The organism is Streptomyces sp. NBC_00377 (genome assembly GCF_036075115.1).
Classification (GTDB): Bacteria; Actinomycetota; Actinomycetes; order Streptomycetales; family Streptomycetaceae; genus Streptomyces.
Map to the genome: position 1 here is coordinate 279,415 of NZ_CP107958.1, position 14,166 is coordinate 293,580.

At 68.8% G+C, this 14,166-nt stretch carries 12 protein-coding genes and 1 pseudogene; 12 read left to right on the plus strand and 1 reads right to left on the minus strand.

The window, feature by feature from the left end; all coding sequences use genetic code 11:
• The first annotated feature begins 131 nt into the window (after positions 1 to 131).
• Both OHS71_RS01410 and OHS71_RS01415 read left to right on the plus strand, forming a co-directional pair.
• The gene (locus OHS71_RS01410; RefSeq protein ID WP_328475930.1) at positions 132 to 1,082 is read left to right on the plus strand and encodes an alpha/beta fold hydrolase; all 951 of its coding nucleotides are present in this window, start codon (positions 132 to 134) and stop codon (positions 1,080 to 1,082) included.
• A gap of 156 nt (positions 1,083 to 1,238) precedes the next feature.
• The gene (locus OHS71_RS01415; RefSeq protein ID WP_328484363.1) at positions 1,239 to 1,916 is read left to right on the plus strand and encodes a phosphotransferase family protein; all 678 of its coding nucleotides are present in this window, start codon (positions 1,239 to 1,241) and stop codon (positions 1,914 to 1,916) included.
• Positions 1,917 to 2,194: 278 nt separating this feature from the next.
• On the opposite strand, the gene OHS71_RS01420 is transcribed toward OHS71_RS01415, so the two are convergent.
• Positions 2,195 to 2,887: a TetR/AcrR family transcriptional regulator gene (locus OHS71_RS01420; RefSeq protein WP_328475932.1), complete on the minus strand. Its 693-nt coding sequence runs from the start codon at positions 2,885 to 2,887 to the stop codon at positions 2,195 to 2,197.
• Positions 2,888 to 3,035: 148 nt separating this feature from the next.
• On the opposite strand from OHS71_RS01420, the gene OHS71_RS01425 reads away from it, so the two are divergent.
• The 10 genes and pseudogenes from OHS71_RS01425 (at position 3,036) to OHS71_RS01475 (ending at position 14,151) form a co-directional block, all read left to right on the plus strand.
• Positions 3,036 to 3,707 (plus strand): SDR family NAD(P)-dependent oxidoreductase, encoded by a 672-nt coding sequence (locus OHS71_RS01425; RefSeq protein ID WP_328475934.1) that lies wholly within the window; start codon positions 3,036 to 3,038, stop codon positions 3,705 to 3,707.
• A 41-nt stretch (positions 3,708 to 3,748) separates the two neighbouring features.
• Positions 3,749 to 4,207: a hypothetical protein gene (locus tag OHS71_RS01430; RefSeq protein WP_328475936.1), complete on the plus strand. Its 459-nt coding sequence runs from the start codon at positions 3,749 to 3,751 to the stop codon at positions 4,205 to 4,207.
• A gap of 14 nt (positions 4,208 to 4,221) precedes the next feature.
• Entirely contained in the window at positions 4,222 to 4,473 is a 252-nt protein-coding gene (locus OHS71_RS01435; RefSeq protein ID WP_328475938.1) for an acyl-CoA-like ligand-binding transcription factor, read from the plus strand.
• 429 nt (positions 4,474 to 4,902) lie between these two features.
• The gene (locus OHS71_RS01440) at positions 4,903 to 5,649 is read left to right on the plus strand and encodes a phosphotransferase family protein (protein ID WP_328475940.1); all 747 of its coding nucleotides are present in this window, start codon (positions 4,903 to 4,905) and stop codon (positions 5,647 to 5,649) included.
• Positions 5,650 to 6,103: 454 nt separating this feature from the next.
• On the plus strand, positions 6,104 to 7,864 hold the full coding sequence (locus OHS71_RS01445; protein WP_328484364.1) for a S8 family peptidase: 1,761 nt from the start codon (positions 6,104 to 6,106) through the stop codon (positions 7,862 to 7,864).
• A gap of 209 nt (positions 7,865 to 8,073) precedes the next feature.
• Complete coding sequence (locus tag OHS71_RS01450) at positions 8,074 to 8,550, plus strand: molybdopterin-dependent oxidoreductase (protein WP_328475942.1); 477 nt, start codon at positions 8,074 to 8,076, stop codon at positions 8,548 to 8,550.
• Positions 8,537 to 9,091: a hypothetical protein gene (locus OHS71_RS01455; RefSeq protein ID WP_328475944.1), complete on the plus strand. Its 555-nt coding sequence runs from the start codon at positions 8,537 to 8,539 to the stop codon at positions 9,089 to 9,091. The genes OHS71_RS01450 and OHS71_RS01455 overlap by 14 nt, the downstream gene beginning before the upstream one ends.
• Positions 9,088 to 11,132 (plus strand): annotated as a pseudogene (locus OHS71_RS01460) (TerD family protein). Before OHS71_RS01455 ends, OHS71_RS01460 begins: the two are co-directional and overlap by 4 nt.
• Before the next feature lie 942 nt (positions 11,133 to 12,074).
• The gene (locus OHS71_RS01465) at positions 12,075 to 12,533 is read left to right on the plus strand and encodes a Tat pathway signal protein (protein ID WP_328475946.1); all 459 of its coding nucleotides are present in this window, start codon (positions 12,075 to 12,077) and stop codon (positions 12,531 to 12,533) included.
• A 793-nt stretch (positions 12,534 to 13,326) separates the two neighbouring features.
• Complete coding sequence (locus tag OHS71_RS01475; protein ID WP_328475948.1) at positions 13,327 to 14,151, plus strand: maleylpyruvate isomerase family mycothiol-dependent enzyme; 825 nt, start codon at positions 13,327 to 13,329, stop codon at positions 14,149 to 14,151.
• Positions 14,152 to 14,166: the final 15 nt, after the last annotated feature.

Here is a 14,166-nt window from a genome sequence, read left to right on the forward strand (position 1 = left end):
TCCGGCCCTGGGTGGGATGGGTGGTTCAGGGGCTCGTAGTCCGGCCCGGTCCGAACGTCCTTCATGGTACCGCCGTATCAACATTATGGTACGTTCGTATCACGAAGAATTGATCTTCCTGGAGGTGCCCCGTGCCCGAGAACACGACCCGAGTACGCCGCGACATCGGCCACTACGTGAACGACGAGCTGCGTGATCGCTACTTCGCCACCTGCGACGTCCTCTACGCGAAGGGCGCGCCCGCTCGCTCCGAGACCGACGTCGAGACGAGCTTCGGCACCACGCACGTCTACCGGTACGGCCCCGCCGACCCGGCAGCCGGGTCACGCGCGCCCGTGGTCCTGATACACGGTTCGGGAGGCTGCTCCGCCCAGTGGTACCCCAACACCCTTGCCCTCAGCGCCGAGCGCCCCGTCTACGCTCTCGACACTCCCGGCGATCCCGGCCGCAGCGTCCAGCGCGAACCGATGTGGCAGCCCGAGCGCGCGGCCCAGTGGATGGATGAAGCCCTCGACGCACTGGGCCTCGACAAGGTCCACCTCGTCGGCTCCTCGTACGGCGGCTGGCTGGTCATCAACCAGGCCCACCTTCGGCCCGGAAGGCTCGCCTCGGTCACCGCCCTCGACCCGGGTGGGCTGGAGAAGGTCGGCCTGCGCTTCTTCGTATGGATCTTCGCCAGCCTCTTCGCCACCTACGCCCCCAAGGCGTGGCGCCCCCGGCTCGCCAAGTGGCTGGAGCAGCCGGTGATCGTCGTCCCCGAGCTCCGCGCGATGATCCAGGCCAGTGTGAAGGCCTTTCGGATCCGCCGCCCCGCCCCGCTGCCGCTGACGGACGCGGAACTGGGCTCCATCCGGACGCCGTTCTACCTGATCATGGGCAAGCGCAGCCTGCTCGTGCACCCGAAGCGGCAGCTGGAACGCGTACCGCGCCTGCTCCCCGGCGCCCGCGCCGAGATCGTCGCCGCAACCGGCCACGGCCCGCAGATCGACCACCCCGACCTGGTGAACGCCCGGATGCTGAGCTTCATGGAGGACATCGACTCCCTCGATCCTGCGGCGGCACGGTGCACCCCGGACGCGTAGCCGCGAGGGCCGCAGACGCGAACTGTCCAACAGTGCATAACAGTCGAGACTGATCACGCCCGCCTGCTCGACGCCGCACACCGCGCCCTGAACCGCTGTTGAACCTCTCTTCACCGAGACCCGTTCCTCCCGTGCCGTACCCTCTCGGTGTTCCCGATGATCGCGGGCTCCGCCGGCCAGTTCGGGGTACACCGGCCCGAGGACCGGGCCGAAGTGATCGACCTTCTGGCCGAGTTGCATCGGGCCACCCCGGTGGTGGCGGACACCGCTTTGCGCACAGATCTGGTGCTGCCTGGCCGGGACCGGCTGCACGAGGCGCTGCGCGACCTCGACCAGGAATGGACTGGCGGGCCTTTGGCCGAGCCGGCCCGCCAGTTGCTCGCCGCGCACGCCGGAGGCATCCGAGGGTGGCTCGCTGACTTCGACCGATACGTCGACACGGTCCGTGGCACCGAGGCGAAGTGGGTGGTCACACACGGCGAACCGCATCCCGGCAACATCATGCGGTCCCCGGCCGGGCTGCGGCTTGTCGACTGGGGCACCGTGCGGATCTCTCCACCGGAACGAGACCTGTGGATGCTCACCACCGCCCTGGCCGACATGCTCGGTCAGGAGCCGGACCGCGGCGAGAACAAAGTACTGGCGCGCTACACCCGGGTCACCGGCCGCATCGTCACGCCGGCCGGCATCGCGCTGTATCGGATCTGGTGGACCCTCGCCGACATCGCCATCTTCGTCGACGAGCTGCGTCGGCCGCACGGCACCGGCGAGGACATCGCCGCGGCGTTGACCTGTCTCACCGGCTATCTCGAACCCAGCTGGGATTTCCACTAGGGCCTGTTCTGAGTTGAGGTCACGGGAGGGCTGGGGCTGCGTAACCAGAGGGTGGACCCGCGCAGGTGGAGTCCTGCGGCATAGCTCTCGGGTGTCTTGTCATAGCGGGTGGCCAGCCCTGAGGCGGCCTTTGAGACGCACGCCGTGTCGCCGGTGCACGCGGAGGTCACCAAACGCCTCCGCGAACTCTGCGTCGCGGGGACGGAGGCGTACCGGTTCGACATGGTCGCGGGAAGGGGCTCCCTGCGGCGCCTTGGGACAACGACGCGTCCCGACGGTCAGGCGCCGCAGGCCCCGTTTCCGCCGAGGCTGATCATGGCGCGGTACAGCTGCTCTTCGGTGAGCGGCGGTGCCGGCAGCGGGTGGGCGCGGTCGGTTCGGAAGCCGTCGAGCAGAAGGTAGAGGTGGCGGCGCCAGGCGTCCGGGGCGATGGCGTGGGTGGCCTCGGTGACGCGGCTGTGCGACCAGATGACGAAGGCAAGGTCCTCGGGGGTGAGGTCGGGGCGCAGGCTGCCCTGCTCCTGCGCACGCTCGACGATGTGTACACCGAGTTCACGGATGCGGGTCTGGGCGCCCGCCAGGCAGGCGCTCTCCGGCAACCGCATGGAGGCCAGATCGTTGAACCCCCGGTCCTGTGACTGGAGTTCGCACATGGTCTCCAGGAAGTGGCACAGCCCCGCCCAGGCGTCATCCATGGTGACGGCCTTCTCGGCGGCCTGCCGCCAGACGGCCAGCTTCTCGGCGAAGGTCGCCTGCACCAGGTCCAACCGGGTGGGGAAGTGCCGGTACAGCGTGCCGATGGCCAGCCCGGCTCGCTTGGCCACCTGCTCCAGGGGTGCCTCCAGGCCCTGCTCGGCGAAGCAGGAGCCGGCTGCGGTGAGCAGGGCCTCGCGATTGCGCTGGGCGTCGCGCCGCAGGGGGCGGACAGGGGCCGGGTTCCCGGCGGGGGCGGACGGAGGGTCGATGGCCATGTCACTCAGGCTACCAACCGGAGGGATGCCTCATGTTCTCTGCTACGCTCCAGAACATGAGGCTGCCCTCGACTTTCAGTCCTGACCGCCGTCGTGGCGGGAGGTGCCCCTCATCCGTCCAGCCCGTCCGACCACAGGAGCACCACCCATGCCCGTCATCGCCGTCATCGGGGCAGGCCCAGGCCTCGGCTTGTCCATCGCCCGCCGCTTCGGAAGGGAGGGTTTCCAGGTCGCCCTGGTGTCCCGGACCCAGAACAAGCTCGACGCGCTCGCCGCGCGGCTCGCCGAGGACGGCATCGAGGCCGCGGGCTTCGCCGCGGACGTGACGCGTCCCGACTCGCTGCAGTCGGCGCTCGCCGCGGTCGCCGACCGGTTCGGGGCCGTCGACGTACTGGAGTACTCACCCGCCGACCCCACGTTCGCCGGCGCCGCCGCCGTCGACGCTACGGCGCAGGACCTCCACAAGCAGCTCCACTACTACCTGTACGGAGCGGTTGCCGCGGTCCGTCAGGTGTTGCCCACCATGCTCGAACGCGGCAGTGGCACCCTGCTGTTCTCCACGGGCGCCTCCTCGGTCCGGCCGAGCGGCGGCGCGTTCGGCAGCATCGGCGTCGCGGCGGCGGCCCTGCGCAACTACGCCATGGCCCTGGGCGTCGACCTCGCCGAGCACGGGGTGCACGCCGCGCACGTGGCGATCGGGGTGTTCATCGGCAGCGGTCCCGGCACCGAGCCCGAGACCATCGCCGAGCACTACTGGGACGCCTACACCAAGCGCGACCAGGCCGAGATCGTCCACACCGTCCCCGGCGGCATCAGGTGACCACCTCCGGCACACCCGCGGCGAACACGGCCAGGCCACCCATGGTGAAGATCTTCCGAGCCGCCAACAAGGTCGTTCGGCCGCTGCTCGCCTCCCGCTTCCACAAGCCGCTGAGCGGGCGCCTGATGCTGCTCACGTACAAGGGGCACAGGACAGGTCGCGAATTCACGGTCCCCATCGGCTACTTCGACTGGGATCCCGGCACGGTGCTCGCCATGTCCTCCCAGCTCGGCTGGATCCCCAGCATGCGCGAAGGGTCCGCCGTCCGGCTGCGCATCCGGGGCCAGGACCACGCCGCCGTCCCGACGGTCGTCGAGGACCCTGAGGAAGTCGCCGCCCTGCTGGGTGAGTTCGGCCGGCGCAAAGGGCCCAAGGCCGCCAAGGGGCTGATGCTCGGCCTCCCAAGCGACCGGCAACCCACCGACGACGAGCTGCGCACGGCCGCCGCCAAGACCCGCTTCGTCTGCTTCCGGATGGAGCCGGAGCGGCCGAGCCGGTAGCACTCGACCGGCTGATGCCATCGACGGAGACCCTTCCCGCCCGCAAGCACTCCAACTATGAGCGCCAGGAGCGGATCATCACCGAGGCCCTGGCCGAACGCTGGCTGGACCCTGAACGGCAGCAGGCACTCCGGCTGGTCGCCATGGTCGGACTTGGCACACTGCCCCTGGCCATCGAGATCTGGAGCAGCCTGGAACGCCGTGGGCCGCTGGCCGACCATCTGGACGAGGCTTTCGCGGCAGTGCGATCCGAGTGGATCCGGTGACTCGCCGACTGCGCCGGACCCGCGGCTCGCACTCCGGAGGTGGCCAGCCCCCGCCATTCCTTGAACTTGTTGATGGCGCGCTCGACTGTGTTGCGATCTTTGTACCCTCCTGAAGCGGGAATGACCGATCCCGTGATCTCAACTCAGAACAGGCCCTAGTGGCAGCGGCCAGCTTCCGGACACGCAGCCCCGCCGGGCAGTCCTCCATGCCGTCGACCGCCGGCTCCTGCCGTCCCGGGAGGCTACTGCTGACGACACTGCTTCCGGGAGAGGTCAGGACCAGGGACTTACGACTCCTGACAAGTGGTGGGACCTGGTCAGAGGTCGGTGTCGTGCACGAGGCCGCTGGGAAGTGGGACGCGGTCAGCCGCGTAATCGCACGCGAAAACCCGGCGACGTCGGCGATCACCCCCGGGATACTGGGCGCCCATGGATGAGGTCAAAGTCGTCGTCGCCCATTCCGAGCGTGCGACTCTGCGCGTCGGCGACGTGTTCCTGAAGGTGGACGCCGATCAGGCGCGCATCGACGTCGAGGTCGAGGCGATGTCCCTCGCACCGGTCCCGACCCCGGAGGTCCTGTGGCACAAGCCGCCCGTGCTCGCGATCGCCGCACTCCCGGGGACGACGCTCGGGCGCCTCGGCGGGCCGTCGACCGGGTCGCCGGCGGCCTGGGCCGCGGCGGGCGCCGCCATCCGGAAGCTGCACGAAGCGCCGCTGCCACCGCTGCCGGGCCGGGCCGGCCGGAGCATCGTCGCGCTGGCGACGGAACTCGACGACGAGTGCGAGTTGCTCGTGACGAACGGTGTCCTGCCTGCTGACCTGGTCACCCGCAACCGCCAGGTCGCCGAGGCCGCGCTCCGGCCGTGGACTCCGGCGTTCACCCACGGCGACCTCCAGATCGCGCACGTCTTCGTCGACGGCGACGAGGTCACGGGCATCATCGACTGGTCCGAGGCGGGCCAGGGTGATGCCCTGTACGACCTCGCCACCTTCACGCTCGGACACGAGGAGCACCTCGACGACGTCATCGCCGGCTATGGCAGCGCCATCGACCTCGACGTGATCCACGCATGGTGGTCGTTGCGAAGCCTGCTGGCAGTTCGTTGGCTGATCGAGCACGGCTTCGACCCGTTCGCGCCGGGCTGTGAGGTCGACGTGCTGAGATCCCGGATGTGAGGCTGCGCGGCCCTCTGCCATCGGGATGCCTCATCCCTACGGCACAACGCGGCCCACGACAACCGTCACGACCCCACGTAACCCGTACCTCCGGACGTGGTGGCCGCCCAGCGGCGACGGAACCGCCCTCGACCGGTTCAGCTGGTGCTCGCGGGTCCTGCGCTCTGGTGCGGGCAGCCCCGGCGGCACCAGGCCGGCGGCGTACGCCAGTGCGAGGTCGACGTCGCCGAACTCCCCGAGGATCCCGACCCCTTGAGGCCCGGAGTACGTGTCTTTTCAGCCATACCCCTGCAACGTCCCTGCACGGAAAGGTACTTCCGTACAGGACCACGTGCCTGACATCTTGCATCCACCACTCGTTTCGTACGGCCCCGCCGGTGCCCTCAGCACGGCCGGGCCGTCTCTGGAGGACGCATTGATACCCCACATATCCAGCCGACCCAGACGCACGCTGGTGCTGGCGGCCACGCTCGGCGCCGCCCTCGCGTTCGGCGCCCCGGGCGCCCTCGCGGGCACGCTCCCGGTCGTCTCCTCCACCGCGCCGGCCGCCAAGGCCCACGCTCCGGCCGCCGTGCCGGCTTCCCAGAGTGCGGCCTGGGTGGCCGGCACGCGTGCTTACCTCGTGATCACCGCCCCCGGTGACACCTCGGCGGTCCGTTCCGCGATCGCGGCCAACGGCGGCACCGTCTTCTCGAACTTCGACGCCATCGGCGTGATCGTCGCCCACTCGGCGTCCACCGGATTCGCCGCCACCATGCGCGGCGTCGCCGGCGTGCAGCAGGTCGGCGCCACGCGTACCTCGGACGTCCCGGCCGACGCCTACAACCCGGCGCTCCCGGCCAATCCGGCCCAGGCCTCGACCCCGGCCGGAGAACCGGTCCGGGCCGACATGAGCCAGATCAAGGCCGACCAGGCCTGGGCCGTGAACCCAGGCTCCGCCTCCGTCACGGTCGGCATCCTGGACACCGGTGTGGACGACCAGCACCAGGACCTGGCGCCCAACTTCGACGCGGCCGATTCGGTCTCCTGCGCCTACGGCAAGCCCGACACCCGTGCCGGCGCCTGGCGCGACGTCGACACGCACGGCACCCACGTAGCGGGCACCGTCGCCGCGGCCAAGAACGGCAAGGGCGTCGTCGGCGTGGCCCCCGGGGTGAAGATCGCCGCCGTTCGGGTCGCCGAGCCGGGCAACGCCTTCTTCTTCGCCGAGAACACCATCTGTGGCTTCGTCTGGGCCGCTGACCACGGCTTCAAGGTCACCAACAACAGCTATTACACGGACCCGTGGCAGTTCAACTGCCCGGACAACATCGACCAGGCCGCCATCATCGAGGGCGTCAAGCGCGCCCAGGACTACGCCGAGGGCAAGGGTTCCCTTCAGATCGCCGCTGCGGGCAACGAGAACTACGACCTCGCCCACAAGACGACCGACTCCGCGAGCCCGAACGACTCGACGCCGGTCACCCGCACCATCACCAACGCCTGCCTCGACATCCCGACCGAGCTGCCGGGCGTGGTGACAGTCGCGGCCAACGGCACGGGCGTCACCAAGGCCTCGTTCTCCAACTACGGCCAGGGCGTCATCGACGTCGCGGCACCGGGCAGCAACGTTTACTCCACCGTCCCCGGCGGCGGCTACGGCAGCAAGAGCGGCACCTCGATGGCCACCCCGCACGTGGTCGGCGTGGCGGCACTCATCGCCAGCGCCAACCCGGGCATCACCCCGGCGGAGATCCGCGCCAAGCTGGCCGCCCAGGCCAACGACATCGCCTGCCCCTCGGACAGCCGCTGCACGGGCACGACGGCCAACAACTCGTTCTTCGGCGAAGGACAGGTCGACGCCCTCAAGGCCGTCGGTGCCACCCCGCCGCCCGGCAAGTACTTCGAGAACCTCGCGGACTTCGCCATCAACGACAACGCGACCGTGGAGAGCCCGATCGCCGTCACCGGCGTGACCGGCAACGCCCCGGCCACCCTCAAGGTGGGTGTGGACATCAAGCACACCTACATCGGTGACCTGAAGGTCGACCTGGTGGCGCCGGACGGCACCGTCTACACGCTGCACAACCACGCCGGCGGCAGTGCCGACAACATCGCCCAGAGCTACACCGTGAACGCCTCCCCGGAGGTCGCGAACGGCACCTGGAAGCTGCGCGTCAACGACAACGCCGCCTCGGACACGGGCACGATCGACGCCTGGAACCTGACCTTCTAGCGCAGGCCCGGCAACGCCCGCGCACCACACACCCAGCCGCCCCGGTCCCCCGACCACGCACCCACCCTTACCCGTCCCCTTCACCTTCCTTCTTCTGGTCCAGGGGGCGAGGGGGTGTGCAGAGGGGGCAGTCGGGCTACCCACCGGGACGGGAATCCTGTGGTGAGCTGCGGCGGTGCCGCCGGGGGCGGTGAGGGGCGGGTGCTGGTGTGGGTGGGGTTGTCCACGGCGTTCAGTGCCGCCTGCGAGACCCTCGGCATCGGCGCCCAGCCCACCCCGCCCCGCTGCGCCGGGAGGCGGACGGCAGCTTCACCCCGGTCGACTGGGACACCACCATCCGCGAGATCGCCGCCCGGCTGAAGACCGTGTGCGACACCCACGGCGGTGAGTCGATCTTCTTCTACGGGGGCGGCGGACAGGGCAACCACCTCGGCGGCGCCTACAGCGGAGCCCTGCTGCGCGCTCTCGGTGCCCGCTACCGCTCCAACCCGCTCGCCCAGGAGAAAACCGGAGAGGGCTTCGTCGACGCCCACCTCACCGGCGGACACACCACCGGTGACGTCCAAAACGCCGACGTCTCCCTCTTCCTCGGCAAGAACCCCTGGCCGTCCCACGGCGTGCCGCGGGCCCGCACCGTGCTCAAGGACATTGCCAAGGACCCCACCCCGCACCATGATCGTCATTGATCCGGTGCGCACGGAGACCGCTGACCTCGCCGACATCCATCTCCAGGTGCGCCCCGGCACCGACGCCTGGTGCCTGGCCGGCCTCCTCGGCGTCCTGGTCCAGGAAGACCTCCTCGACCACGCCTTCCTCACCGCCCGCACCACCGGCGCCGAAACCGTCATCGAGCAGCTCAGAGAGGTGGACGTCGCCCGCTGCGCGCAGACCTGCGGCGTGGACGAGGACCTGCTGCGCCAGACCGCACGCACCATCGGCACCGCCTCCAGCGTCGCCACGTACGAGGACCTGGGCGTCCAACAGGGGCCCAACAGCACGCTGGTGTCCTACCTCAACAAGCTGACCTGGCTGCTGACGGGCAATTTCGCCAGCCGAGCAGATGGCCACGCTGTTCCTGCCCGGGTTCCGCGGACTGGCCCACGAGTGAGCTCCGTGCGCATTACAGTCTTCTCCGCGCGACTCGTCACTGCGTGTCGCGCGAGGGAGTCATGGGGCGGAATTGGCCGCATGCCGAGGTGCGCCGTGGGGGGCTTGTGCAGGAAATGATCAAGGGTTCGAATGTGGCCCTGGCGGACTTGAGCGACGACGTCGGTTCGGTGATCGTCAGTCTGGGCTGGTCCAGCCCTACCGGCGAGGGCGACGCGGATGTGTCGGTTCTCCTGCTGGACGCCAATGGCAAGGTGCGCAGCGACGGCGACTTCTACTTTTACAACCACCCGGTGGCCGTCGATGGAAGCGTGCAGCTTCTGGGCAAGACACCGACGGTGGATGGCAGCGAGGACCGGATCAGCTTCGACCTCACCGCTGTACCGTCCGAGATCGACCGGATCATCGTCGCTGCGAGCAGGTACGACGGAGCCCGCTTCAGTGAATTGCAGGACGTGAGGATCACGCTGGCCGACGCAGCCGGTGAGAGCCTCCTTCAGTTCGCTGTCGATGATGCCGGCTCTGTGACGGCCGTCATCTTCGGCGAGCTGTACAGGCGCGGGGAGGAATGGAAGTTCCGCGCCGTCGGACAGGGCTACGCGATCGGTCTTGCCGGGCTGGCTGCGGACTTCGGGGTCGACATCGAAGATGACGCGGCCGCGGAGGCAGAAGGGTCGCTCGAGGGCACCGACGGAGAGGAGCAGACGGATGCCGCAGGTCCGGCGCCGGCCGAGGGCCCGGAGCCGCAGGCGGCCCTGGAAGCCATCCCTGCTCCCCGTCGGCCTGAGAGCGAAGCCGTTGGGCTGAAAGCGCCGTCCTCTCGCCCTCGCACCTCCAAGAAAAAGGTGACCCTGCCGAAGACGGTCAGGAAGACCCTGGCGGAGAATGACACCTGGAAGCGGGCCAGGCTCTTTCCGGTCTCGGTGCTCAAGAGCGACCGGGACCGGGAGACGCGCGCGCCACCTCGGTGCTGTTGGCGGTGATGGCCCAGGTACCGGAGTTCAGCAGAAGGCTCACCGCCGCATTTGGGGCTCCGGCAGGTCGCATGGAGACGTTCACGGAAGTCTCCCTGCCCCATGGTGACACTCCGCGGCGCCCGGACGGGGTGATTCGCGTGGAGCGGGCCGGCAAGTTGTGGACCGCGCTGGTCGAGACCAAGACCAACGGCAACGCGCTCAAAGTCGACCAGGTGCAGGCGTACATGGACATCGCCGCGCGTCGCGGTTACGAGGCCGTGATCACGCTGACGAACGATGTCGCGCTGGAGGGCAGCCCTCTCGTCGACGTCAAGATCGACAAGCGGCGCAAGCACAAGGTGGCTCTCTGGCACCTGTCCTGGGCCGAAGTCGCCTACCAGGCACAGATGCTGATCAGGCATGAGGGAGTCAGCAACGCGGCGCACGCCTGGCTTCTGCAGGAACTGCTGCACTATCTGCAGCACGAGAACTCCGGCTGCCACGGATTTCAGAACATGGGCCCCGCCTGGGTGCCCGTGCGCAACGGGATCGACGACGAAACCCTCTGCCAGGGCGACGCACGGGCCCTGGAGGTAGTAGAAAGCTGGGAGCGGCTCATCCGCCAGGTCTGCCTCAGGCTCGGCGGCGAACTCGGACAGAAAGCACTGCCCGTTCAGCGCGCCAAACGCGGAACAGATCCCAAGGAACGCCGAAACCGGCTCGCCGACCAGCTCTGCCTGAGCGGACGGCTTCAGGCGGAGCTGCGTATCGACGGCACCCCTGGCGTCCTGGCCGTCAACGCCGATCTGCGCACCGGCAAACTGCGCACCTCGATCGAAATCCCAGCCCCGGAGCAGGGCTACCCCTTGAGCTGGGTCAAGCGGCTCGTCCGGCGCCTGGCCGAAGCACCGGCAGACCTGCACGTCGAAACCCTCGTCGACAGTGAAGCCGCGGGCTCACGCGGGACGCTGGAGCGGCTCCGCCCCGAGCCGGCGGACCTGCTGCCCAAGGACAACGGCACCCGGATCACCGGTTTCCGCCTGTCCCTGCTCAAGAGCATGGGAAGCGGCCGCGGCAACGCCGAGTCCGGGTTCATCCGCAGCGTCGACGACGCCGTGCACCGCTTCTACACCACCGTCGTAGTCCACCTGGACCCGCCGACAGCACGCCAAGCACCGTCCAAGGAACACACGACTGCCGGATGACGCCTGGGCATCGACGGCAGCAACGCCGTAGCCGCCCAACGTGAGTAGTCCTCTTGCACAAGCCCACACCGGGGGTCCTGCAAGAGGACGCTCGCACAACCGGCACTATGCCCGTGTATGGCTCCCCGGCCACTCGGACCAAGCCGCACTGTCCGAGGCGTCGGAGACGCAGACCTCAATGACGGCCTCGACCAAACGGCGTTCATTCCTCAACCCAACCCCGCTCAACTTGCGGTGCAGCGTCGAGCGGCCCGGCAACTGGTCCTTCAACTGACCGCTGGCCCTGAGCAGTTCATGGACGTCCTCGACGGAGAGCCGGGCCTGCCTGCACCCTCTCTCCTCTCCGCCCCCTCCAGGACGGGTGCGCCGGCCACGTCCCGGCAGGTGCTCCGGCATCCTCCCCCTCCGTCCCGCTAGTGTGATGCGCCGGAAGTTCCTAGGCAGTTCTGGCTGAGCCGCGGACGGTCAACACGCCTGGCCGACGGCGAGAATCCGGCCGGCGAGACGAGATCGATCTACCAAAGGATTTCGGGCGCAGGACACTGGCCTCAGGACCCGGAAAGCAGGCGTTCCCGGGGGCCCTCGCCGACCACAGCCGGTGCCGTTCGCATACCGTCTTCCATGGACGGACCGTTCGGGCAGGTCCCGCCACCGCACTCCGGTCCGCACTCGGTGCGCAATCCCGTCAATCCGGCCTGCCAGTCGAGCTACACCCTAGGTTGTACACCGGTAACCACACTGGTTGTAGACGAAGTTCAAGTCCTGGGTGGACGAAAAGGGAACAGCCCCCCAGCTACTTTCGATCCAGCCGGGCAACATCGCCTCGGGCGCGCTCCAAACACTACCCCTGGGGACAGTCTCACCGGGCAGGCGACCGTGACCGTTGCCCGAACGCGCCGCATCGGGACGTTCCCGTCACACTCTCACTTTCAGGAGACGACCATGGCACGAGGCATGCCGCTCATAGGCACCCGGAAGAAGCTCGCGGTCGCGGCCGCCGCCGCAGGACTGGTCCTGGCCTTCTCCGGCCAGGCTCAGGCCGCTGACTATGAAAAGTCCACAGACGACGGCTGCGCCTCAGTCGTCGGCGCCTACGACTATCAGCGGGTCGGGACGGCCGGAGGCTACCCGCTCTACAACACGAGCTGGGACTTCAAGATCTGGGACAACTGCTCCGACGGCAGGGGCGCGGGGCTCTTCACCACGTACCGGAAGTGGGAGAGCGGAGAGTGGAAGTACCACTCACTCACCAAGCTCGGCAGCGACACCAACGGTTTCAACGGCACTCCCGGCTATGCCAAGGACGGACGCGGGTACAACGTCCGCGACGTGGGGCTGTACGTCTGCTTCATCGAAGCTGGGGGTTACGCCAACTGGAATTCCTGCAGGGGGCTGCTCTAGTGTCCTGCGCCGGAAGTTCCTAGGCAGTTCTGGCTGAGCCGCGGACGGTCAACACGCCTGGCCGACGGCGAGAATCCGGCCGGCGAGACGAGATCGATCTACCAAAGGATTTCGGGCGCAGGACTCTAGGGCGTGTCTGACAGTTCGCGTCGGATCAGCGCGCGGCGTCCGGTGCGGTGCATCGCAAGGCGGAGCATCGCCCGCGTACTGGATGTACTCGGGTGATGCGACAACGCGGCGAGGTGCCGTGCCGGACGCCGCGCGCCCGGCGGGAATTGTCAGACACGCCCTAGGCGGAGCGCCTCGGCCTGGCCGACCAGCAGGCTGGCCAGCGGGGAGTTCGAGCGTCTCGGGCGAACCGGCCCCGCCCCCGCTCCTCAAGGGCTCCCTCCACACGCTGTCCGTCCGCAGGGGGGACGGGCGGACCATCGGCATGGATTGACATCCTGGCCGCCACCACGCTCCAACTGTTCGGCGGCAACCTCAGGCAGCGAGCCCTCACCCACGCACACGAGACGCCACAGAACACATCGGCCGGCTGAGCGGGGACCGACCGGCATCGCCGCCTGCACCCACATCTGCTACGGCAGACTCACCGCATGAGTGAAGGCGGTGCGGCTCCGGACCATTCGGCGCGGGCAGCAGGTTTCCGTGTGCACGTTCTCGTGATGGTCTCCGTTCTCGAAGCGCCCTACATGCGGGCGCCCACGCCCCCTTGCCCCGGACCGGTGGGTCTGGTTTTGTACCGCGCTACAAGTGCGTGATCACCGAGATACGAGGAGAAACGAGCGGCGTGGACCGGGGAACACAGGCGAGGACCAGGGACTCTCTGCCGGAAGGACTCGGTCAGGCGATACGGGAGACCGCCGGTGCCATCGCCGCGCTCCTGGACGGCGTGACGGACATGACCGTTCCTGTACCGGGGTTGGAGTGGACCGTCGGCGAGACGGCCGCCCACCTGGCACTGGCCAACGGCCTGATGGCCGATCTCGCGTCCGGCAAGGAACGCTTCTATGGTGACGGCACGCCGCAGAGTCTCGCGGCGGCCAATGCACAGAGTCTCATCGAGTTCCCCGAGCGCAGGGCAGAACCGCTGGCCGCGATGATCGTGGAGCAGGCCGACGTGTTCCTCGACGCGGTGGACCGCGCCGGGACGGACGGGACCGCGGGCCGGACGCACCTGACCCCGCTCGGTCCGATGGACCAGGACATTCTCGCCTCGTACCTGCTGACCCACATGCTGGGCCACGGTTACGATCTCGCCCGCGGGCTGCGTCGGCCGCACATGATCGACGAGACGCGGGTCGGGTTGTGCCTGCCGTTCCTGAAGACGGCGATGCCGCGCGTCGCCGCCGCCTCCGCGCTGACCGCCCGGTACACCTTGCGCGTCGGGGGCGGCGCGACATTCGGCGTCACGTTCGCCGACGGCACGGTCCAGGTGCTTCCTGACCCGCCGGAGCGTTCGGAGTGCACCATCCTCACCGAACCGGTCGCCTTCCTCCTCATCGCGCTGGGACGTCTGGGCCCGTGGCAGGCCATGGCCCGCGGAGCTGTGCTCGCCTGGGGCCGCAAACCCTGGCTCGCCCCCCGCTTCCCCACTCTGTTCGACGCACCCTGACCCTGGCGTTCCTTC